20 protein-coding genes and 2 pseudogenes are annotated in these 22,191 nt (G+C 64.3%); 7 read left to right on the forward strand and 15 right to left on the reverse strand.

What is annotated here, in order from left to right; translation table 11 throughout:
- Nucleotides 1–136: 136 nt before the first annotated feature.
- The 12 genes and pseudogenes from A7A08_RS01105 to A7A08_RS01160 all read right to left on the reverse strand — a co-directional run bounded on the left by A7A08_RS01105 (nucleotide 137) and on the right by A7A08_RS01160 (nucleotide 12,261).
- Nucleotides 137–862: an SDR family NAD(P)-dependent oxidoreductase gene (locus A7A08_RS01105; protein ID WP_069093715.1), complete on the reverse strand. Its 726-nt coding sequence runs from the start codon at nucleotides 860–862 to the stop codon at nucleotides 137–139.
- A gap of 21 nt (nucleotides 863–883) precedes the next feature.
- Nucleotides 884–2,319, reverse strand: a pseudogene (gene purF, locus A7A08_RS01110) (amidophosphoribosyltransferase).
- A 312-nt stretch (nucleotides 2,320–2,631) separates the two neighbouring features.
- A complete protein-coding gene (locus A7A08_RS01115; RefSeq protein WP_069093716.1) occupies nucleotides 2,632–3,279 on the reverse strand; it encodes a CvpA family protein in 648 nt (215 codons plus the stop codon).
- 135 nt (nucleotides 3,280–3,414) lie between these two features.
- Nucleotides 3,415–4,848: a DNA repair protein RadA gene (gene radA, locus A7A08_RS01120; RefSeq protein WP_069093717.1), complete on the reverse strand. Its 1,434-nt coding sequence runs from the start codon at nucleotides 4,846–4,848 to the stop codon at nucleotides 3,415–3,417.
- A 2-nt stretch (nucleotides 4,849–4,850) separates the two neighbouring features.
- Nucleotides 4,851–6,014, reverse strand: a complete 1,164-nt coding sequence (gene alr / locus A7A08_RS01125; RefSeq protein WP_069093718.1) for an alanine racemase — start codon at nucleotides 6,012–6,014, stop codon at nucleotides 4,851–4,853.
- A complete protein-coding gene (locus tag A7A08_RS01130) occupies nucleotides 6,011–7,498 on the reverse strand; it encodes a replicative DNA helicase (protein WP_069093719.1) in 1,488 nt (495 codons plus the stop codon). Before A7A08_RS01130 ends, alr begins: the two co-directional genes overlap by 4 nt.
- Nucleotides 7,499–7,627: 129 nt before the next feature.
- Nucleotides 7,628–8,884, reverse strand: a complete 1,257-nt coding sequence (locus tag A7A08_RS01135) for a cyclopropane fatty acid synthase (RefSeq protein ID WP_069093720.1) — start codon at nucleotides 8,882–8,884, stop codon at nucleotides 7,628–7,630.
- Between the two features lie 119 nt (nucleotides 8,885–9,003).
- Nucleotides 9,004–9,696, reverse strand: a complete 693-nt coding sequence (gene rplI / locus A7A08_RS01140; protein ID WP_069093721.1) for a 50S ribosomal protein L9 — start codon at nucleotides 9,694–9,696, stop codon at nucleotides 9,004–9,006.
- A 28-nt stretch (nucleotides 9,697–9,724) separates the two neighbouring features.
- The gene (locus A7A08_RS01145) at nucleotides 9,725–10,684 is read right to left on the reverse strand and encodes a DUF2232 domain-containing protein (protein WP_069093722.1); all 960 of its coding nucleotides are present in this window, start codon (nucleotides 10,682–10,684) and stop codon (nucleotides 9,725–9,727) included.
- Nucleotides 10,685–10,780: 96 nt separating this feature from the next.
- A complete protein-coding gene (gene rpsR / locus A7A08_RS01150) occupies nucleotides 10,781–11,023 on the reverse strand; it encodes a 30S ribosomal protein S18 (RefSeq protein WP_069093723.1) in 243 nt (80 codons plus the stop codon).
- Nucleotides 11,020–11,484, reverse strand: coding sequence for a 30S ribosomal protein S6 (gene rpsF, locus A7A08_RS01155; protein WP_069093724.1), 465 nt, complete (start codon nucleotides 11,482–11,484; stop codon nucleotides 11,020–11,022). The genes rpsR and rpsF overlap by 4 nt, the downstream gene beginning before the upstream one ends.
- Before the next feature lie 297 nt (nucleotides 11,485–11,781).
- A complete protein-coding gene (locus tag A7A08_RS01160; RefSeq protein WP_069093725.1) occupies nucleotides 11,782–12,261 on the reverse strand; it encodes a hypothetical protein in 480 nt (159 codons plus the stop codon).
- A 211-nt stretch (nucleotides 12,262–12,472) separates the two neighbouring features.
- On the opposite strand from A7A08_RS01160, the pseudogene fabD reads away from it, so the two are divergent.
- From fabD to gmk, 7 genes and pseudogenes are all read left to right on the forward strand, one after another.
- Nucleotides 12,473–13,413 (forward strand): annotated as a pseudogene (gene fabD / locus A7A08_RS01165) (ACP S-malonyltransferase).
- A 31-nt stretch (nucleotides 13,414–13,444) separates the two neighbouring features.
- Nucleotides 13,445–14,182 carry a 3-oxoacyl-[acyl-carrier-protein] reductase gene (gene fabG / locus A7A08_RS01170; RefSeq protein WP_069093726.1) on the forward strand — a complete coding sequence of 246 codons (738 nt, stop codon included), beginning with the start codon at nucleotides 13,445–13,447 and terminating at the stop codon, nucleotides 14,180–14,182.
- Between the two features lie 250 nt (nucleotides 14,183–14,432).
- Entirely contained in the window at nucleotides 14,433–14,669 is a 237-nt protein-coding gene (locus A7A08_RS01175) for an acyl carrier protein (RefSeq protein WP_069093727.1), read from the forward strand.
- Between the two features lie 95 nt (nucleotides 14,670–14,764).
- Nucleotides 14,765–16,030: a beta-ketoacyl-ACP synthase II gene (fabF, locus tag A7A08_RS01180; RefSeq protein WP_069093728.1), complete on the forward strand. Its 1,266-nt coding sequence runs from the start codon at nucleotides 14,765–14,767 to the stop codon at nucleotides 16,028–16,030.
- A 263-nt stretch (nucleotides 16,031–16,293) separates the two neighbouring features.
- Complete coding sequence (mltG, locus tag A7A08_RS01185; RefSeq protein WP_069093729.1) at nucleotides 16,294–17,463, forward strand: endolytic transglycosylase MltG; 1,170 nt, start codon at nucleotides 16,294–16,296, stop codon at nucleotides 17,461–17,463.
- A 166-nt stretch (nucleotides 17,464–17,629) separates the two neighbouring features.
- The gene (locus A7A08_RS01190; protein ID WP_069093730.1) at nucleotides 17,630–18,517 is read left to right on the forward strand and encodes a YicC/YloC family endoribonuclease; all 888 of its coding nucleotides are present in this window, start codon (nucleotides 17,630–17,632) and stop codon (nucleotides 18,515–18,517) included.
- A 60-nt stretch (nucleotides 18,518–18,577) separates the two neighbouring features.
- Nucleotides 18,578–19,213, forward strand: a complete 636-nt coding sequence (gene gmk / locus A7A08_RS01195; RefSeq protein WP_069093731.1) for a guanylate kinase — start codon at nucleotides 18,578–18,580, stop codon at nucleotides 19,211–19,213.
- Nucleotides 19,214–19,223: 10 nt separating this feature from the next.
- Here the strand turns inward: gmk and rsmA are convergent, their stop codons facing one another.
- From rsmA to A7A08_RS01210, 3 genes are all read right to left on the reverse strand, one after another.
- On the reverse strand, nucleotides 19,224–20,075 hold the full coding sequence (gene rsmA, locus A7A08_RS01200; RefSeq protein ID WP_069093732.1) for a 16S rRNA (adenine(1518)-N(6)/adenine(1519)-N(6))-dimethyltransferase RsmA: 852 nt from the start codon (nucleotides 20,073–20,075) through the stop codon (nucleotides 19,224–19,226).
- On the reverse strand, nucleotides 20,072–21,094 hold the full coding sequence (pdxA, locus tag A7A08_RS01205; RefSeq protein ID WP_069093733.1) for a 4-hydroxythreonine-4-phosphate dehydrogenase PdxA: 1,023 nt from the start codon (nucleotides 21,092–21,094) through the stop codon (nucleotides 20,072–20,074). The genes rsmA and pdxA overlap by 4 nt, the downstream gene beginning before the upstream one ends.
- Nucleotides 21,095–21,196: 102 nt before the next feature.
- Nucleotides 21,197–22,189, reverse strand: coding sequence for a SurA N-terminal domain-containing protein (locus A7A08_RS01210; protein WP_083226345.1), 993 nt, complete (start codon nucleotides 22,187–22,189; stop codon nucleotides 21,197–21,199).
- Between the last annotated feature and the right edge of the window lie 2 nt (nucleotides 22,190–22,191).

Below are 22,191 nucleotides of genomic sequence, written 5' to 3' on the forward strand. Positions count from 1 at the left end.
AATCGTCTCGCCTTCCGTCTTGAGACAGGCTGCTTAACAGAGTCTGAATCTAATCAGTTTGGAGGGGATGAAATAGCAGGCCGCGACAAAATGCGCTGCCCAAATTGTCGGCAAAAGCAGCTTCTAAATCAGGCGCTTAGAGAGGCGCCCGGAGGCGCTCGCCGGTGCCGGTCCAAGCCGGTTCGGCGAGCTTGACGAAGCTTTCCGCTACGGATTCCGGGGTCTTCAGGGTGGCCGGATCCTCGCCCGGATAGGCCTCCGCCCGCATATCCGTCGCAACGGTGCCGGGATCGAGGATATTCACCTTGATGGGGGTTTCCGCCGTCTCGTTGGCGTAGGTGACGGCAAGCGCCTCCACCGCCACCTTGGAGACGGAGTAGGGCGCCCAGTAGGCGCGGGCGCTTTGGGCGAGACCCGAGGTGACGAAGATGCACCGGCCCGCGTCGGACCGCTTCAGTAGCGGATCGAGGGTGCGTATGAGCCGCCAATTGGCATTGAGATTGATGGCGATCGTCCGCTCCCAGTCGGGATCGGTGGTGTGGGCCAAGGGGGACAGACCGCCCAGCACCCCGGCATTGGCGACCAGTATGTCGAGACGACCGAAACGCTCATACAGCGCCGGGCCCAGCCCATCGACGCGCTTGTTGCTGCCGAGATCGAGGGGAATGATGCTCGCCGTGCCGCCTTGGGCGCGGATCGTATCGTCCACGGGCTCCAGGCTTTCCTGTTTGCGGGCGAGCAGCAGCACATGGGCGCCTTCCGCCCCATAGGCCTCGGCCACGGCACGGCCGATGCCCCGGGAGGCGCCGGTGACGAGTGCGATCCGATCCTTCAGACGCTGATGGTTTTGGATGTCGGCCAAACGATTGCAGGTGCCGGCGCTCTAACCGACCTCGGCGAGGAAGGAGAGCTGCTTCTGGAGGGGCGGGCCCTCGCGGTCCTGCAGCCGGGTCGGATATTCCCCGGTAAAGTGGTGATCGGTGAACTGAGGATGCTCGTTGTCGCGGCCTTCATAGCCCAGCGCGCGATACATGCCGTCGACGGACAGGAAGGCCAGGCTGTCGGCGCCGATGAAGTCGCGCATCTGCTCGACCGTATGGGTGGCGGCGAGGAGCTTCTCCTGCTCGGGAGTGTCGATGCCGTAGAAATCGGGGTGGCGGATCGGCGGACAGGAGACCCGCATATGAACCTCCGCGGCGCCGGCATCGCGCATCATCTGCACGATCTTCACCGAGGTGGTGCCACGCACCAGGCTGTCGTCCAGAAGGATGATCCGCTTGCCCTTGATGCGGGCCTGATTGGCGCTGTGCTTCAGCTTCACGCCGAGCTGCCGGATCTGCTGCTCCGGCTCGATGAAGGTGCGGCCGACATAGTGGTTGCGGATGATGCCGAACTCGAAGGGAATGTCGGATTCCTGGCTGTAGCCGATGGCTGCGGGCACGCCGGAATCGGGGATCGGCACGATGACGTCGGCGGGCACGGTGGATTCCAGGGCGAGCTGGCGGCCCATTTCCTTGCGGACGTCGTAGACCGACTGGCCGCCCACGATGGAGTCGGGCCGGGAGAAATAGACATATTCGAAAAGGCAGAGACGCGGCGGATATTTCGGCACGAAGCGATGGCTTTCCAGCCGGCTCTTGCCGTTTTCATCGCGGGTGATGACGACGATCTCGCCGTTCTCGACATCCCGGACAAACTCCGCGCCGATAATGTCGAGGGCGCAGGTTTCCGACGCGAGCACCCAGCATCGCCGAGCTTGCCCAGGACGAGCGGCCGGATACCGTAAGGATCGCGGGCGCCGACCATTTTCTTGTTGGTGAGGCCGACGAGGCCGTAGGCGCCTTCCACCTGGAGCAGGGCTTCCACGAAGCGCTCGATGAACTCGCCCTTCTGGCTGCGGGCGACGAGGTGGAGGATGACTTCGGTGTCGGAGGTGGACTGGCAGATCGCGCCTTGGCGGATGAGCTGCTCGCGCATGGTGAGCGCGTTGGTGAGATTGCCGTTATGGGCGAGGGCGAAGCCGCCTGAATCGAGATCGACGAAGAGGGGTTGGACATTGCGGAGAACGTGGTCGCCGCAGGTGGAGTAGCGTACGTGGCCGATGGCGGAATCGCCTTGCAGTCGATCGATCACCGAGCTGGATGTGAAATGGTCGCCGACCAGACCAAGGCGCCGCTCGGGGTGGAAACGCTCGCCATCGCAGGTGACGATGCCGGCGCCCTCCTGGCCGCGATGCTGTAGGGCGTGGAGGCCGAGGGCCGTCAGCGCGGCGGCGTCCGGGTGATTGAAGATGCCGAAGACGCCGCATTCCTCGCGCAGCCGGTCCGCGGCGAACCAATCCGCAGAGGCCTGGGGATCGTCCGCTTCGAAATCGACTGCATGAGAGGCGCCATTCGTGGAAGCGCCGGTGAGTTTGTCGTCTCGGATCTGGGTCACGGCTGTCCTTGTCTCACCCTGTGTAAATAAGAGCCGTGGCTGATGCGTCAATGACCCCTGCGCGAATCTGCCGGTTCGTTTCCTGACGTTTTCGCCTCAGAGTTTAAATGTGGCGCGGCGTCGCGCCGGTTGTCATCGAGCTCTCCGTGCGGCTTCAGGTTTCGCGACGCTACGCAACTAAGGTTTTGACTTCCTTTATTGAACGTCCGGCGTGGCATCTGGCTCCGGTGTGGTCTCGGGCGCCGGTTCCGGTGCGGGCTCGGGGGGCGTTCCGCCCTCGGCCGGGACATCGGCGTCGGGGGCTGCGGCATCTGGCGCGCCTGTGGACGAACCCGCCTCATCGTCGCCCTGGCCGGGCAGATGGGCTTCCGGATTTTGCGGGATCAGCGATTCGATGGCGATCTGGGTCTGCTGGAGCAGGGGATAGGACTTTGCGTTCTCCACCCAGTCCGGCTGCTCCTTGGCCAGCGCGGTGAAGATCACGAAGACGATGGCGACCAGCAGGAAGCCGCGCGCGAGGCCGAAGATGAAGCCCAGGGTGCGGTCGAAGGCGCCGACGCGGCTGTCCAACACATGGTCGGAGAGGCGCAGGGTGATCAGGCTCACGACGATCAGCACGACGATGAAGACGGCGATGCCGAAGACGATCTGCGCGGCGGTGTCGGACGGGAAGTAGGGCTCGATGACCGTCCAGTATTTCGGGGTCAGGTACAGCGCGGCGACGGCGGCGACGGCCCAGGAGAAGATCGAGAGAACCTCTCGGGTAAACCCGCGCACCATGGCGAGGAAGCCCGAGATCAACATGATCACGATGAGAATGATGTCGAGCCAAGAGATTGGCATGAACGGGGCTCCCTCCGACCGCTTTTTACGTTAACACGATTCCCGCGCATCAAGCATACTTGGGATGGCTGAGCAACGCTCCTAAGCGCGCAGTACGGCAGTTTTTGGCCAGCGGGGCCGTCCGTAGACGGAAGATCAGTCGTCCGTCGCGTTGTCGAGCGGACCGAAGCGGGCGACCAGCTCCCGCAGCTCGGTCAGCTCGACCTGCTCGATTCCCCCGTTTTTCTGGCCGTCGTCCGCGCTGGCTTTGTTTCGATCCTTGCTCTGCACGTCGTTGCCTGCTGGCAGGATGGCGCGGGAAAAGCCGAGCTTAGCGGCCTCCTTCAGGCGCTGTTCGGCATGGCCAACCCTGCGGATGGCCCCCGTCAGGCTGACCTCACCGAACAAGGTGGTGTGCTCGGGCACGGGCGTATCGGTGAGGGAGGAGAGCAGGGCGGCCGCCGCGGCGAGATCTGCGGCCGGCTCGGTCAGGCGCAGGCCGCCGGCGACGTTGAGATAGACGTCATGGCCGGAGAGGCGCACCCCGCAGCGGGCTTCCAGCACGGCGATGATCATGGCGAGACGGTTGGTGTCCCAGCCCACCACGGCGCGCCGCGGCGTGCCGAGGGAGGAGGGGGCCACGAGGGCCTGGATCTCCACCAGGATCGGCCTTGTGCCTTCCATGCCGGCGAAGACGGCGGTGCCGGGGCTGTTCTCCTCGTGGTCGGAGAGGAAGAGCGCGGACGGGTTGGCGACCTCGGCGAGACCTTCGTAGCCCATCTCGAACACGCCGATCTCGTCGGTCGGCCCGAAGCGGTTCTTCACGCTGCGCAGGATGCGGAATTGATGGCCGCTCTGGCCTTCGAAATAGAGCACCGTGTCCACCATGTGCTCGATCACCTTCGGGCCGGCGATCTGGCCTTCCTTGGTGACGTGGCCGACCAGCACCAAGCAGTAGCCCTTACGTTTGGCGTGGCTGATGAGGGCCGATGAGCAGCCGCGGAGCTGGGAGATGGTGCCGGGTGCGGCCTCGAGGTTCTCCGCCCAGAGGGTCTGCACCGAATCGACGATAACGAGGGCCGGCGTCTCTCCGTCGGAGAGGCTCGAGACGATATTCGCGACATTGGTCTCGGTGCCCAGCGCGACCGGGGCCTCGCTCAGGCCGAGCCGCGCGGCGCGCATGCGGACCTGGGCGGTCGCCTCCTCCCCGGACAGGTAGATGACCGGCGCGCCGTTCTGGGCCAAGGCTGCGGCGGCCTGGAGAAGGAGGGTGGACTTGCCGATACCCGGCTCGCCGCCGACGAGAATAGCGGAGCCCGGCACGAGCCCGCCGCCGGTGACCCGGTCGAATTCGCTTAAGTTGGTCTCGATACGCGGCGCGTCGCGGGTCTCGGTCTTCAGGGTCTCGAAATTGGCCTTACGGCCCTTGCCGCCTTTTATGGAGACGAGGTTCGCGGTAGCGGGCGGGGTCTGTTCCTCCTGCTCCTCGACGATGCAATTCCATGCGCCGCAGGTGGCGCATTTGCCCGCCCATTGGGCGGTGACGGCGCCGCACTCCTGGCAGACGAAATTGCGTGAGCGCTTGGCCATAGTCAGGCGTCGCCTCCGACATAGCGCCTTGCGGCGCGGCGGCAGAGATTGGTGAGGATCTCGTAGTTCACGGTCTGGGCCTGCTCGGCGATCGCTTCGATGGGCTGACGGGGGCCGATGATCTGCACCATGGCGCCGCGGCTCGCGTATTCGTCGGGGATGTCCGTAACGTCCACGGTAATGAGGTCCATGGAGATGCGGCCCATGACCGGGGCCGGGTGGGGCCCGAGATAGACGCTCAAGGGCGGCTTGCCGTCGCCCGCGGACAGGAGCCAGGAGATGCCGTCCGCGTAGCCGGCGGCGATCGTGGCGATGCGTCTCGGGGCGTCGATGTGGCGGGTGGCACCGTAGCCGATCGTGTCGCCGGCGGGCGACGTGCGGAGCTGGAGGATCCGGCTCTCGAGGGTCACGACGTTCTCGAAGCGGTGGTCGTTCCCGGCCGCCGGCTGACCGCCGTAGAGCGCGATGCCGGGGCGCACCTGGTTGAAATGATAGCTTTCGCCCAGCATCACGCCGCCCGAATTGGCGAGGCTCGCGGGCACATCGGGGAGGCGGCGGCGAAGCGCATCGAACCGGTCCCGCTGGGCCTGGTTCTTCGGGTGCTCCGGCGTATCGGAGCAGGCGAGGTGGCTCATCACAAGGCTGAGCTCGAAAGACTCGAGCAGTGCGCGATCGCTTGCCACAGCGTCGAGCTCCGCTTCCGGCAGGCCGAGGCGGTTCATGCCACTATCGAGATGGAGACCTGCGGGCAGTCGCTTGCCCGCCATCCTGCAATGGGCCGCCCATTCGCGAATCTCATCGATGCTGTTCAGCACAGGGCGGACCTCGAGGTCCGCGAAAAGGTCAGCAGTGCGCGGCATCAGCCCGTCGAAGGCATAGATCGTCGCCTCTGGAAGGAGGGCCCGCAAGCTACGACCTTCCGCGAGGGTCGCGACATAGAAGGTGCGGCAGCCTTCGCGCCAGAGCACCGGCGCCACTTTGGCTGCGCCGAGGCCATAAGCGTCCGCCTTCACGACGGCGGCGCATTCGGCCGGCGCGGCCCGCTCCCGGAGGTGGCGGTAGTTGGAGGCCAGGGCGTCCAGATCGATGGTGACGAGGCCGGGGGCGCCGGCGGGAGCATCTGAACTTGAAGTCTTCGGCGAAGCGGCCTCGGCCTCTTCGCTCACTCGAAGCGCTCCGGCAGCCGCTCGTCGCCCGCCAGGTTGCTGAACTTCGTGAACTCCGGATTGAACTGGAGGGTCACCGTGCCCGTCGGGCCATGGCGCTGCTTGCCGATGATCAGATCGGCCTTGCCCATCACCATTTCCATCTCGTCTTGCCACTGGCGGTGCTCTTCGGTTCCCTCACGCGGTTGGCGCCGTTCCAGATAGTATTCCTCACGGAACACGAACAACACCACGTCGGCATCCTGCTCGATGGAGCCGGATTCTCGAAGATCAGCCAATTGCGGCCGTTTGTCGTCACGCTGCTCGACCTGACGCGAAAGCTGGGACAGGGCAAGGACAGGAACCTCGAGCTCCTTGGCCAGAGCCTTCAGGCCCGTCGTGATCTCGGTGATCTCCTGGACGCGGCCTTCGGAAGCGCGGCGGGACGAGCCGGCAAGAAGCTGAAGGTAGTCGACCACCAGGAAGCCGAGACCCCGCTGGCGCTTCAGACGGCGGGCGCGGGCGGCGAGCTGGGCCACGGTGATGCCGCCGGTCTGGTCGATATAAAGCGGCAGGTTCTGGAGCTCCTGGGCGACCTCGACGATCCGGTCGAACTCGTCGGGATCGATGCGGCCGCGGCGGATGCGCTCCGAAGAGAGCGACGCCTGCTCGGAGATGATACGGGTGGCGAGCTGCTCCGACGACATTTCGAGAGAGAAGAAGCCGACAACGGCGCCGTCCAGATCCTTGCCGGTATTGGGGTCCGTTCGATGGCTCTTGGCCACGTGATAGGCGATGTTGGTCGCCAGCGCCGTCTTCCCCATGGAGGGACGGCCGGCGAGGATGATCAGATCGGAGGCCTGGAGACCGCCCATCTTCCGGTCCACGTCGGCCAAGCCGGTCGCGATCCCCGAAAGCCCGCCGTCGCGGGAATAGGCGTTGGCCGCCATGTCGATGGCGTCGGTCAGCGCGGCGGAGAAGGGCGAGAAGCCCTGACCGTATTTGCCGGTCTCGGCCAGTTCGTAGAGCTGCTGCTCGGCGAACTCGATCTGGGTCGAAGGCGGCGCATCGATAGGCGAATCGTAGGCCGTGTTGACCAGGATCTCGCCCACCTGGATCAGCTCCCGGCGGATGGCGAGATCGTAGATGGTGCGGCCGTAATCTTCGGCGTTGATGATGGTGGTCGCGTTGGCGGCGAGCCGGCCCAGATATTGCGGGACGGTCATGTCGCCGGCCGGTTCTTCGTTCTGGAAGAAGGTCTTGAGGGTGATCGGCGTGGCGCGCTTGCCGCCAAAGATCAGCTTGGCGGCGGCGCTGTAGATGCGGCCGTGCAGCGGCTCGAAGAAATGCGTCTCCTTCAGGAAGCTCGATACGCGGTCGCACGCTTCGTTGTTGACCAGGATGGCTCCGAGAAGCGCTTGTTCGGCCTCGATATTATGCGGCAGCTCGCGGAATTCAGGCGAATCGTCGGCCGGCTGCCGGGGCAGAATCAGTGCGTTGCTCATGCTGCGGACACTAGTCGAAAACCCCGCCTTGGCTAGGCCAAGATCGGTCGCGGAGAGGGCTGAAGGAGTGTCATCAACGCTTTACACAGGGCGGTGGAAAACTCGCTTCCACCGATTTGACACCGCGCGCTATTTCGCGGTTCCCGCCGGCTGCTTCATGTCCCCGGCGTTGTCGCGCCGCAGATCCCGCTCGGTCTCGAAGATGTAGTCGCGGGTGAGGGGCAGGGCGTCCTGGTTCTTGCTCAGCTGGATCTGGAACACCATCAGCCCCTGATACCGGAAGGCGGTCTCGGAGCCGGCCAGATAGAACTCCCAGACCCGGCAGAATTTCTCGCCGAAGCGTTCCGACAGGGTATGCCAGGAGGCACGGAAGCGCTGGCGCCAGTGACGCAGGGTCATGGCGTAATGGAGACGGAGGATCTCCACGTCGGTGGAGATCAGGCGTTCATGCTCGATGGGCGGGAACACCTCCGAGAGAGCCGGGATATATCCGCCGGGAAAGATGTATTTGGCGATGAACTGGTTGGTCGTGCCGGGGCCGTCGAACCGGCCGATGGAGTGGATCATGGCCACGCCATCGTCGGCGAGCAGCTCGTAGACCTTCCGGAAGAACGTCCGGTAATGGTTCACGCCAACATGCTCGAACATGCCGACCGAAACGATGCGGTCGAACGTGCCTTTGAGCGCGCGGTAGTCGATCAGCTGGAAATCCACCGACCTGGCGAGGCCGCTCTTCTCGGCGCGTTCGCGGGAGACCTTCAGCTGCTCCTCGCTCAAGGTGATTCCGGTGACGTCCACATGGGCGCTTTGGGCCAGGTAGAGGGCGAGGCCGCCCCAGCCGGATCCGATGTCGAGAACCTTCTGCCCCTGCTGGAGATCGAGCTTCGCCGCGATGTGGCGCTTCTTGGCGAGTTGCGCGTCTTCCAGACTTTGATCGGGCCGCTCGAAATAGGCGCAGGAATATTGCCGGTCGGGATCGAGGAAGAGATCGTAGATCGAGCCGTCGATATCGTAGTGATGGGCGATATTCCGCTTGGCCCGCGGGGCCGGATTATATTGCTGAATCCAGCGGGTGATGTAGCGGAAGCTGTCGATGAAGCGGGTCCAGCGAGGCCACTCGTAGGGATCGAGATCCTGAAGGATGGCCTCGAGGAAATCGTAGATCGTGCCCTGTTCCAAGGTGAGGCGGCCGTCGGCGAAGGCTTCACCGATATTGAGACCGGGATTGAGGGCGATGCGCCTTTCCGTGGCGCGGTCGGCAATACGGGCGATCACGGTCTTGGCGGACGGATCGCCGTATTCATGGGACTTGCCGTCGGGGTCGATGAGTTTCAGGTGACCCCGAACGACAATATTTCTCAGAGCGTAATCGAGCGGACGAAGCATCGTTCCTTCGTTTCGGCATCGGGATGTGCCAAGCGCGATTCGCACCCGGCGACCCGGGAAATAATAGAAACTATCTCACAGGTGCCGGGTAATTTTACAGTCCGAAATTGTCGCTAGGGTTAGGACTTCTCTTCTTCGTCGGATGCTTCGGCAGAATCGTCCTCATCGGACTCGTTATCTGCTTGATCTTCCGTCACATCCGCGGTTTCGGCTGCGAGTTCCTCTTCGGTCGTATCGACGTCTTCAGGAAGCTCGGTGCCTTCTTCGAAGAACTCCTCGGCAGCTTCCAGAGCCTCGCGGCGCTCCTCTTCCTGCTCATCCAGCGGACGATTCACGTCCTCGCCGCGGGCCTGACGCTCGGCTTCGTCCTCGGAGCGGGCAACGTTGATCGTGATGGTCGGCTCGACCTCCGGGTGAAGCTGGATGGGGACGTCCTTCAGGCCCAGCATCTTGATGGGACGGTCGAGTAGCACCTGACGCTTGTCGAGGGAAAAGCCGCCCTCGGTGACCACCTCGGCGATGTCGCGGGTCGCGACGGAGCCGTAGAGGTGACCGGTCTCGCCGGCCTGGCGGATGATGATGAAGGTCTGGCCTTCGATCCGCTCGGCGAGCTTTTCGGCTTCCTGCTTGGCTTCGAGATTGCGGGCCTCAAGCTGGGCGCGCTCGTTCTCGAAGCGCTTCTTGTTGGCGGTAGTGGCCCGAAGGGCTTTGCCCTGGGGCAGGAGAAAGTTGCGAGCGAAGCCGTCTTTGACGTTGACGGTGTCGCCCATCTGGCCGAGACGGCCGACGCGCTCAAGCAGAATGACTTCCATGTTACGCTCCTATTGCAAACTTGCTTGTTCAGTCTGGGGTGTTCCGGTTCGCCGCCCGGCCACGCAGGTTGAGCATGGGTTCGGCGATCCCGAGAATTGCGACGACGATGGCCGGCCATCCGAAGATGAAGATGCCGACATAGACAGCGGCGAGGATCAGGCCGCGGGTAGACATGCCGCGGGTGGCGGCGTGGATGACGGCCAGCCCCTGCAGCACGAAGGCGAGAAGGAATGCGCCGGCGAAGGCGGTTCCGATCAGCCCCATCTGTCCCGGCAGGAAGGATGCGGCCAGGCTGCCGACGAGGGCGAAGAAGACGGCGTTCGGCAGCTCCAGCGCATCGAGCTGCGGCCAGGGCCGCAAGGCGCGCCCCGATGCCTCGACGATCATTCCGCCGATCCACAGATTGAGCAGGGCGGTGGTGAGCCAGCCGACGGAGAAGATGGCCGGCATCATCTTGGCCAGGGTCCTGCTCAGGGTCTCGATATTTTCAGGCGTGAGAAGGGTGCCTTCGGGATCGAGGGCAGCACCCGTGGCGCCCTGGAGCTCGCTCTGGATGGTCTCGCGCAACGCCGTATCGTCGAAGCCGAGAGCGACGATCGCGAAGGTGGCCAGCACGCCTGCGATTACCGCCGCCCATCCGACCAGGCGGCTTGCCGGGTACCATTCGACGGCGATGGCGCCGACACCCTCCTGATTCTCCGGTGCCCGCGACAGGAGCATGAGACGGCAGAAGAAGGCGAATGGCGCGCCGAGGAAGATCAGGAAGACGATCCCGGCGACAGGCCCGAAGCTGAGCGCCATCACCAAACCGCCCGCGAGGGCGGCGACGAGGGCCGCGCGGCTCCCCCAGCCGAAGCCGGCCAGGCAGAGGGGCAGGGGTGCCAAATAAAGGAGAATTCCGGCTAGCGCTTTCGAGACGGCGGCCGCACCCACGAGGGTTGCGGAGATGACGCCGGCGCCGAAGCCGATGAGGTATTGCCGTGGCATTGTCTAAGCTGTCCCGCCTTCGTCGGAAGGGGTTAGGGGCGGTCCCTTTGAGGACCGGCCCAACCGCGATGGATTTCGTCGTTCGTCTAAGCTGGCTTACTGCACCAGATAAGGCAGCAGGCCGAGGAAGCGGGCACGCTTGATGGCGCGGGCCAGCTCGCGCTGCTTCTTGGCCGAGACAGCCGTGATCCGGCTCGGCACGATCTTGCCGCGCTCGGAAACGTAGCGCTGCAGCAGCTTGACGTCCTTGTAGTCGATCTTCGGTGCCTTATCGCTGGAAAACGGGCAGGTCTTCCGGCGGCGATAGAAGGGGCGCCGAGGGGCTTGGGCCGCGTTCATGCGTCCTCCTTAGAAGTCTCTCTGTCGTCTCTGCGGTGTTCGCTGCGCTCACGATCGCGGGGCGGTCCCCGGCGGTCGCCACGATCCCCACGGTCACCGCGATCTCCACGATCGCCGCGTCCGCGGCCTTCGCGCTCATCGGAGCGACGCATCTGTGCGGAGGGACCTTCCTCCAGCTCATCGACGCGGATCGTCAGGGTCCGCAGGATGTCCTGGTGGAGGCGCTCCTGGCGCTCCAGCTCGGTCATGGCCTCGGTGGGCGCATCGATGTTCATCAGGGCGTAATGCGCCTTCCGGTTCTTCTTGATCCGGTAGGCGATGGATTTGAGGCCCCAGTTCTCGGTCTTGCCGACGGAGCCGCCATTGTCCTCGACGATCTTCTTCAGATCTTCGAGGAGAGAGTCGGCCTGCTGGCTGGAAATATCCTGGCGCGCAAGCACGACATGCTCATAAAGAGGCATGGAGTACCATTCCTTCTTCGTTTGCTTCGGCGCGAAGCCTCTCTCGAGCGCTCAAGAAGGAAGGCTCAAGAAAAGTTCTCAAGGAGCGGAGACACGGGAAGCCGGCAAATCCGCTGATTTAGCGATCAGCCTATCGCGCTGTTTAGCGCGACCTTCCTTTCAGCCCCCGACCGAAGCGGTTTCGGGTGGCCGCTTTATAGCGGTGTTTTCATCATTTGCAAGCGGCCGGGGCGGCTAAAGAGACCGTCGGGGGACAGCCTGCCAAGCCGCGCCCGCGGGGCCGCGCGTCGGCGGCGTCTATAGCGTCTCGTCCTGCGGTACGCGCGTGGTGCACTCCACGGTCTTCTTTTCCGCCAGAGAATAGGCGACGCAGTTTTGTTCGGCATAGATCTCGATGACCTCGATCTCGCCGACCGGAGCGTCCTTATAGGTGCCGCCAGCGGTCATCTCGGTCGGCTCGACGTCCTTGGCGGGCTGCTGAGGCGGACGGCCGCGCAGCTCGAAGGCGAAGATGCGGTCGTTCAGCTTGCCGGGGCGATTGACCAAGGTCACATCCGTGTAGCCGGGACGCGGCGCGGTGGCCTTCACATCGATGGTCACGAGCTTGGGATCGATGTCGGTGACCGAAACCTCAAGGCTGTCGACCTTCTGGAGCAGGCCGAGGGCCGGATCGCGCGGCGCCTTCTCGGCGAACGGCCATACCTTGGGCTCGGCGGCTAAGGCGGTGGCGCTGCTGCCGATGAGCACTGCCAAGAAAAGGGCCGAAAGCTTTGTCATAGAGTCTCCTCCAGAAAATTATTGATTGGCAGACATGTGACATAACCCGGTGGGCAAGACACGGGTTGCACGATGCCGGCCGAATATAAATACGGTATGTGCGTCCGCTTGGCACCGCAGCCCACCTTGACAGGGCAGGGGCAAACGGTGTCTCTGGCGCGCTTCTTAGACGACAATCCCCTCGATATCAGGTTTTACGCGCAGGATCGTTATGAGCAACGCATTCCTTTTTCCCGGCCAGGGTAGCCAGCAGGTTGGCATGGGCAAGGCGCTTGCCGAAAGCTTTGCGCCGTCGAAAGCCGTGTTCGACGAGGTGAACGAGGCGCTGTCGCAGGACCTGTCGAAGCTGATGTTCGAAGGGCCTGCAGACGAGCTGACGCTGACGGAAAATGCCCAGCCGGCGCTGATGGCGGTGTCGCTGGCGGCTATGCGCGCGCTCGAGGAGAAGGGTGTGTCGCTTCCGAAGGTCGCCACCTATGTCGCCGGCCACTCCCTGGGAGAATATTCCGCGCTCGCCGCCTCCGGAGCTCTGAGCGTCGCCGACGCCGCGCGGCTTCTGAAGACGCGCGGACGGGCCATGCAGGAGGCCGTGCCGGTGGGAGAGGGCGCCATGGCGGCGCTGCTCGGCGCCGAGCTGCCCCAGGCGAAGGAATTGGCCGCGGCGGCAGCGGAAGGGGATGTCTGCGAGGTCGCGAACGACAATGCGCCTGGCCAGGTGGTGATTTCGGGCGCCAAGGCGGCCATCGACCGCGCCATCAAGCTCGCGCCGGAATACGGTGCCCGCCGTGCGGTGCCGCTACCGGTCAGCGCGCCGTTCCACTGCTCCTTGATGGGGCCTGCCGCCGATGCCATGCAGGAGGCGCTGGCCGGAATCGAGATCAAGGCGCCGTGCGTTCCGCTGGTCGCGAATGTGCTGGCGGAGCCGATCACCGATCCGGAAGAGATTCGCAAGCGGCTGGTTGAACAGGTCACAGGCAGTGTCCGCTGGCGCGAATCCATGCTGTTTCTGCAGGCCAAGGCGTTAAAGCAGTTTATGAGGTTGGCGCCGGACGGGTCTTGACTGGCATCGCCCGTCGTTTTGAAGGTATTGACGCGAAGAGCGTGGGCACCGCCGAAGAGGTGGATGCCGCGGCTGGCGAGCTTGCTGGCTGAGCGCGGCGAAGGATCAGGAGGAGACCGGTAGATGTTCGACTTGAGCGGTAAGAACGCGCTCGTCACGGGTGCCACGGGCGGTATCGGCGGCGCCATCGCCGCCGCGCTGCACGGGCAGGGCGCCACGGTGGCCATCTCCGGCACGCGCGCGGAGAAGCTCGAAGAGGTCGCCAAGGAACTCGGCGACCGGGTCCATGTGCTGCCGTGCGATCTTCGCGACCGTGCCGCGGTGACGAAGCTCGGCGAGGATGCCGAAGAGAAGCTCGGCCAGGTCGACATCCTGGTGAACAACGCCGGCATCACCCGGGACAATCTCTTCATGCGGATGAAGGACGAGGAGTGGGACGACGTGATCGCCGTCAATCTCACCTCGGTCTTTACCCTGACCCGGACGATCCTGCGCAACATGATGCGCCGCCGGGCCGGCCGTATCGTAAACATCGCCTCGATCAGCGGGGTGATCGGAAATCCCGGTCAGCCGAACTATGCCGCCTCCAAGGCGGGGCTGGTCGGCATGACGAAATCGCTCGCCCGCGAGGTTTCGGCCCGCGGAATCACGGCGAACTGCATCGCTCCGGGCTTCATCCAGACGCCCATGACCGATGCATTGACAGAGAAGCAGGTGGAGACTATTGCGGCTGCGATTCCGGCCGCGAAATTCGGTACGCCGGAGGATATCGCGGCCGCCGTTGTGTATCTCGCCAGCGAGGAGGCCGGGTATATCACCGGCGAAACCATGCATATCAACGGCGGGATGGTAATGGCGTAAGCGTTGATTTAGGAGACGAAAACCGGAAGTATCGGCCTCAATTCGAAGGGCCTTTCTTTGGCTCGAGGCTGCTGGCAATGTCCCGGAAAGTGTGTTACCCAAACGCCGCTTTGTGGGGCTAATCAAGGAAAAATCCCACTCGCTATCGACCCTACGATTATCACCGCTCGGAGGTTTGTTAGGCCGTGAGCCGGGGCTCCAGGGGGGACGTGCGAGGCCTAAGGACTGACAGAAGGACTGTGAGGCGGACATGAGCGACATCGCAGAGCGTGTTAAGAAGATCGTGGTCGAGCATCTCGGTGTAGAAGCCGACAAGGTGACCGAGAATGCTAGCTTTATCGACGACCTGGGGGCCGACAGCCTCGATACGGTTGAGCTGGTCATGGCGTTTGAAGAAGAGTTCGGTTGCGAGATTCCGGACGACGCGGCAGAGACGATTCTGACCGTCGGCGACGCCATCAAGTTCCTCGAAAAGAACAGCTCCTAGGCGGATTTTCGCCTGTCGGGCCCGATAGGCGTCCGACTTGTCTCCATGACCGGCCGCCCCTTGGCGGCCGCTAACCGGATTCCATAAAGCGCCCGATGCGACGTGTCGTCATCACAGGATTGGGTCTCGTCTCGCCGCTTGCGTGCGGCGTCGAGGCCTCATGGAAAAAGCTGACTGCAGGTCAGAGCGCTGCGCGTCGTATCGATCAGTTCGACGTGTCGGATCTCTCCTGTCAGATCGCCTGCCAGATCCCGCGCGGAGACGGCAGCGACGGCACATTCAATCCAGATGACTGGATGGAGCCGAAGGAGCAGCGGAAGGTCGATGATTTCATCATCTACGCCATGGCCGCTGCGACCCAGGCGCTGGAGAATGCCGGCTGGAAGCCCACCGATTATGAAGACCAGATCCGCACGGGCGTGATGATCGGGTCGGGCATCGGTGGTCTTCAGGGCATCGAGAAAGCCTCGCTTCTCTTCAACGAGAAGGGACCGCGGCGGCTCAGCCCGTTCTTCATTCCCGGCAGGCTGATCAATCTGGCCTCCGGCTATATTTCGATCCACCACGGTCTGAAGGGCCCCAACCACGCGGTGGTCACGGCCTGCTCCACGGGCGCGCATGCCATCGGCGATGCCTCCCGTCTGGTCGGCCTTGGGGACGCGGACGTCATGCTGGCGGGCGGCACGGAATCGCCGATCTGCCGTCTGGCGCTGGCGGGGTTCGCCGCGTGCAAGGCGCTTTCCACCCATTTCAACGACGATCCGACCAAGGCCTCCCGGCCGTATGACCGGGATCGCGACGGCTTCGTCATGGGCGAGGGCTCCGGCGTCGTCGTGCTCGAAGAGCTCGAGCACGCCAAGGCGCGCGGCGCGACCATCTATGCCGAAGTCATCGGCTACGGTCTTTCCGGCGATGCGTATCACATCACCGCTCCTGCGGAAGACGGCGACGGCGCCTATCGCTGCATGATGGCGGCGGTCAACCGGGCGGGCATCGAACCGGTGGATATCGACTACATCAATGCTCACGGCACCTCGACCCCCATGGGCGACGAGATCGAGCTCGGCGCGGTCGAGCGGCTGTTCGGCAACGCGGCCGGCAAGACGGCCATGTCATCGACGAAGTCGGCCACCGGGCACCTGCTGGGCGCCGCGGGCGCGGTGGAGGCGATCTTCTCCACCCTGGCGATTCGCGACAACATCGTGCCGCCGACCCTGAATCTCGACCATCCTTCAATCGACACGGCGATCGACCTCGTGCCCCACAATGCGCAGCAGCGCACGGTGGATACGGTTCTGTCGAATTCCTTCGGTTTTGGTGGCACCAACGCATCGCTCGTCTTGCGGCGCTACGACGCTTGAGGACGGCGGACCTTTCTCTTGTCAGCGTGTCCCGGCTTTAGCCATATTTTGTCCCCAGGGGATAGACGGTGTTGCCACCACATTAAGGCTTTCGCCTCATGTCCATGACCGGCGGGGAGCAATCGGGATCCGATAGGGACGATACGCTCTCACCAACCGATCAAGGGGAACGCAGCTTTGCACCGAGACCGCGCAGTCCTGCAGAGGCGCTTCAGCCGCGGCCTGCGCCTGCACGGCCGGAACGCGAGCCGCGGAATGTGCAGATGCATCCGTTCTTGAGAATCATCAATCGTTTCCTGACCCTCATCCTGGTTGCCGCAGGCATTGGGGTAGGGTCGCTCTATTTCCTGAAGGTCCAGTTCGACAAGCCGGGCCCGCTCGAGACGGCGAAGGTCGTCGTCATTCCGCAAGGGCGCGGTGTGAGCGCCATCGGCGAGCAGCTGGAAAACGAAGGCGTGATCGCTGATCGGCGGATCTTCGTCACCACCTCTCTCTATTTCAACTACCTGAAGGACAACTCCACCTTGAAGGCGGGCGAGTACGAGTTCGAGCCCGGGACCAGCATGCGGGATGTGCTGGACAAGCTGGTGGAAGGCAAGAGCATCCGTCACAAGGTGACCGTCGCCGAGGGGCTGACGAGCCAGCAGGTGGTCCGCAAGCTGCTCGATCATCCGGAGCTGACGGGGGAAATCACCGAGATCCCGCCGGAAGGCTCCCTGCTGCCCGACACCTATCTCTTCCGCAGGGGGGAGAGCCGGGAAGATATCCTGAAGCGGATGGCGCAGGCGCAGCAGGTCTTCATGGCCGAGCACTGGAAGAACCGCGCTTCGGATCTCCCCATCGATACGCCCCAGGAGGCGCTCATCCTCGCCTCGATCGTGGAGAAGGAGACGGGGGTAGACGAGGAGCGGCCGCAGATCGCAGCGGTGTTCGAGAACCGGCTGAAGAAGGGTATGCGGCTGCAATCCGACCCGACGATCATCTATGGGCTGGTCGGCGGCGAAGGGAAGCTCGGCCGGCGGATCCTGCAGAGCGAGCTCGACAAGAAGACCGTCTACAACACCTATCAGATCGACGGTTTGCCGCCGACGCCCATTGCCAATCCGGGACGGTCGGCCATTCTCGCCACCCTGAACCCCGCCGAGACGGACGCGCTCTACTTCGTTGCGAATGGGACGGGCGGCCATGCCTTTGCTGCATCGCTCACCGACCATAACGAGAATGTCGCCGCATGGCGCCGCATTCAGCGTCAGCGCGAGAAGGAAGAAGAAGAGCGTGAGGCGCAGGAAGGTGCCGCCAGCACGGACGAGCCGGGGGTCGACGGCGATGCCGAGGCCGGGCTCGCGGCCTCGGCCGGGATTCCGGCAGAGGGGGGCGGTGACGGTCAGCCGCCCTTGCCGAAGCGCAACCCGAAGCTCGACGCCGCACCGTAGCGCGGCTCGCTGTCTAAAGGGTGCCCCTCGGCGCAAACGGTAGGATTCTCGTCTTAACCGTCGAACGGTCTTGCGGCTGGATGAGGGCGTGCGGTTTGCGTAAAACCGAGCGACTCGGCCTATAAGCCGGGCGGAGCAGATCAATCCGAGAAGCAGGGCGTCACCCATGACCGTAATGAGCATGACGGGTTTTTCGGCCAGCGACGGCGTCCATGAGGACACCCGCTGGCAATGGGAAGGGCGGAGCGTCAACGGCCGCAATCTCGAGCTTCGCTTCCGTATGCCACCCGGGTTTGACGGGCTGGAGCGGGACGCCCGGCAGCGCTGCCAGAATGCACTCGCCCGCGGAAACTGCTCGATCTCCTTGCGTATCCAGCGCGATATCGTGGCGGGCGAGATCCGCCTGAACGAGGCGGGCCTGCGCCAGGCGCTTGCGGTCGCGAAGGCGGCGGCGGAGATCGCCGACATGCCGGCGCCGAGCCTGGAAAGCCTGCTTGCCATGCGCGGTGTGGTGGAGACCGTCGATAGCGACGAAAGCGAAGAGGCGCGCAAGGCGCTCGAGACGTCTCTTCTGACAGGTCTCGACCGGATGCTCGAAGGGCTGACGGCGTCCCGTGCCGCGGAAGGCGAGCGGCTCGGGGCGATCGTCGAGGCGCAGCTTGCTGAGATCGACGGGCTGGTCGGGAAGATTTCCGGCGCCGCCTCGCGGCAACCCCAGGCGATTGCCGAACGGCTGTCGGAACAGATCGCCCGGCTCACGGAGGGGGACTCCTCTCTCGATCCCGACCGGCTGCATCAGGAGGCGGTGCTGTTGGCCTCCAAGGCAGATGTGCAGGAAGAGCTCGACCGTCTTACGGCCCATGTCTCGGCCGCGCGGGCGCTATTGGCCGAGGCGGGACCGATAGGGCGGAAGCTGGAATTCCTGGCGCAGGAGTTCAATCGTGAGGCCAACACCATCTGCTCGAAGGCGAACGGCATCGAGGTCAGCCATGCCGGGCTCGCGCTCAAAAGCGTGATCGATCAGTTCCGGGAGCAGGTGGCGAATATCGAATGAGGCGCGCAAGAGAAGCGCGAAGGCGATGCGTATGAGGAGAGGCGGGGAAGTGAGGCTGGGATGAGCGAAGAGATCGCGCGCAGGGGGATGATGCTGGTTCTGTCGTCGCCGTCGGGCGCCGGCAAGACCACATTGGCGCGCCGGCTGCTCGAGGACGACGATGGGCTCGAAATGTCGATCTCCTGCACCACCCGGCCGCCGCGGCCCGGGGAGCAGGAGGGACGCGACTATTTCTTCGTCGATCACGACCGCTTCATCGAGATGCAGAGCCAGGACGCCTTCCTGGAATGGGCGGTGGTCTTCGACAATCGCTACGGCACGCCGCGGAAGCCTGTCGAAGACGCGCTGTCCATGGGCCGCGACGTGCTTTTCGATGTGGACTGGCAGGGGGCCCAGAAGCTGCGGGGGAATGCGGCAAGGGATGTCGTCTCGGTGTTCGTGCTCCCGCCCTCGGCACGCGCACTGGAAGAGAGACTCAGGCAGCGCGCCCAGGACCACGAGGACGTGGTGAAAAAGCGCATGCAGGGCGCCAGCAACGAGATCCAGCATTGGGAAGAGTACGATTACGTGATCGTGAATTCCGACGTGGAGCGATCTCTCGCCTTTCTGAAGGCGGTGCTTGCGGCTGAGCGCGTGCGCCGCGATCGCCAAACCGGGATCGATCCCTTCGTAAAGTCGCTGCTGGCCGATCTCTGAGGCCGCTGCGCTAGGACGCTCTTTCCAGGGCGTTCGCCAGATTGCAGAAATCGGCGATCGGCAGTTCCTCCGCGCGAGCGGTCGGAGGAATGTTGAGGCTCTCCAAAACGGTCTCGATCTCAGGCGACAGCCTCTTGAGAGCCCCGCGCAGCATCTTGCGACGCTGACCGAAAGCGGCGGCGGTCACCTTTTCCAGCATTGCCGGGTTGCAGGACGGGGCCGGATTGGTCTTGGGCACCAGCTCGACCACCGCGGAATCCACCTTCGGCTGGGGCGTGAAGGCGCGGGCCGGCACCCCGAACAGGAGGCGGCAGTCGCAGCGCCAGCCGGCGAAGACGGCGAGGCGGCCATAGTCCTTGCCGCCGGGTTTGGCGACGATGCGTTCGGCCACCTCGCGCTGGAACATGAGCACGAGGCGGTCGAACCAAGGCGGCCATGGATCGCTCTTCAGCCAGCCCAGGAGAAGCGGTGTGCCGACGCTGTAGGGGAGGTTCGAGACGATTCGCGCGGGCTCGGGGAGATTGAGGCCTGCATAGTCGAAGCCGAGCGCATCCGCTTCCACCACATCCAGACGGTCCGGATAGGCAGCCTGGATTTCCGCCAGGGCCGGAAGGCAGCGGGCATCGCGCTCGATGGCGACGACCTTTCGGGCGCCTTCCATGAGGAGCGCGCGGGTGAGGCCGCCGGGACCGGGGCCGACCTCCACTATCGCCGCTTCGTCGAGCGGATCGGCCGCGCGAGCGATGCGCCGGGTGAGATTCAGGTCGAGCAGGAAGTTCTGGCCCAAGCTGCGCTTGGCGCGAAGGTCGTGGGCCGCGATCACCTCGCGCAAGGGTGGGAGTCCGTCTTCGGGAACGCTCACGCGGCGCTGCTCGCGGCGGCCTGCTTGGCCATGGCATCGGCGAGGCGGAGTGCTTCGATCAGGCTCTCCGGCTTGGCCTTGCCGCTGCCGGCGAGTGGGAAGGCTGTGCCGTGGTCGGGCGAAGTCCGCACGAAGGGGAGGCCGAGCGTCGCGTTCACGCCGGTCTCGAACGCCAGCGTCTTGATGGGGATGAGCGCTTGGTCGTGATACATGCCGAGCGCCACATCGTAGTTCTCGCGTGCCGCCGCATGGAACATGGTGTCGGCCGGGTAGGGACCTATGACGTGGATCCCTTCCGCCCTGGCCGTATCGATCGCGGGAAGGATGATCCGCTCTTCCTCGTCTCCCAAGGTGCCGTCTTCGCCGGCATGGGGGTTGAGGCCGGTCAGCGCCAGGCGCGGGGTTTCGATCCCGAAATAGCGGCGGAAGTCCTCATGCACGATGCGGATGGTGCGGAGGATGAGCTCCGTGGTCAGCACATCGTGGACGGATCTCAGCGGCATATGAATGGTGACCGGCACGACTTTCAATGCATCGGACGACAGCAGCATCACCGGGTGAAGCGTCTCGCCGGGCTCCGCACCGAGGCTGGCGAGATATTCCGTATGGCCGGGATGGGCGAAGCCGGCGCGGGTCAACACTGCCTTGCTGATCGGGTTGGTGACGACCGCGCTCGCCAGGCCGCCGCGGACCAGATCGACCGCCTGCTCGATCGCGCCCAAGATGGCCGGGGCGGCGGCGCCGTCCGGTTTGCCGGGTTCTACGGCGCTGGCGACGGCGATAGGCATGACGGGGAGCGAGTCGGAGAAAGCCTCGAGAGCTTCGTCCGGCTCGTCGATGATACACAGCGGAACATCGAGGCCGAGCAGCGCGGCGCGGGACGTCAGGACGTCCGGATCGCCGAGAAGGAAGAAGACGGGCAACCGCTCGTCCTTCCGCCGTATCCAGGCGGCGAGGGTGATATCGGGGCCGATTCCGGCCGGATCACCCATGGTCAACGCGATGGGATGCTCAGTCATCGGATGCTTAATCTTGGGCCCTTCATCTTGGGCCCTTCGGTCAGGGCGTTCGACGATGGATACGCTCGATGATGGCTCGGTGGGAGCCCTGGTGGCGCGACGTCAGCGGCGCTCGATATAGGCGTCGTTCTTGAGGTCGCGCAGGAGCTTCTCGGCGCTTACCTTCATCTCCTTGGTCATCAACTCGCGCTTGGCCGTGTCGCGTTCCAGCGGCACGTCGGAAGTGCTTTCCTTGCCGCAGAGAACGTAGACATCCACGCTTCCCGAGGAGATCGTCGGGGCGATCATGGTGTTCACATCCGCATGCATCAGCATGGTGCGGGCCGGCTGGGGGACGTTGGTCGCCCGGGTCTGATTGATGGTCTGCATGCTCGCGCCCGGAAAATCCTTCACGAGCGCCTCGGTGCGCTCGCAGGTCCGGAACCGGGTGCGCAGCGTATCCGCCTGGGCAAGCTGCCGGGCGATCGCCGCATCGCCCCGGGCCGAGAAACGGATCTTCAGGAGGGCCAAATTCGTGTTCTGGGCCACGCTTCCGGTGTCGGCCTGGGACAGGGCCTCGTCGATATCGCTTTCGCCAACATTCACGGTGTGGCGGAACTTCTGCACGATGACGTCCTGCCAGACGAGCTGAGCGCGGATGCGATCCTTGAGGGTCTTGATGTTGATTCCGGCCTTGCCCAGCGCGGCGGCCAGACCATCGGCCGTAAGCTTGTTCTTTGAGGCCATGTTCGACACGACCTTGTTCACGTCGGCCTCGTCTGGGAAGACCTTCAGCTCCTTGCCTTGCTGAATCTGGAGGCGCTCCTCGATCAGCATATCCTCCGCCTTCTTCTTGAGTTCGGCGTTGGGCTGCTGTTGGGAGGTGATGGCGAGGAAGCGCGTGCGCTGCTCGATATCGTAGGCGGAGATCGGATCGTCGTTGACGAGCATCACGATGGACTGCTCGCTCTGGGCCGCGGCAGGTGCCGGGGCGGCCATGGAGCAGGCGAGGGCGATGGTCATCAGCGCGAGTGCGCCGAACAACCGGCGCAGTACCGCCGTACCAGACGGTGGCGGGGTGCTTGCGCCAGTAAAGATGTGGCGATGTCCGATCATGG

The sequence above is a fragment of the Methyloligella halotolerans genome, assembly GCF_001708935.1.
In the GTDB taxonomy this organism is placed as follows: domain Bacteria; phylum Pseudomonadota; class Alphaproteobacteria; order Rhizobiales; family Methyloligellaceae; genus Methyloligella; species Methyloligella halotolerans.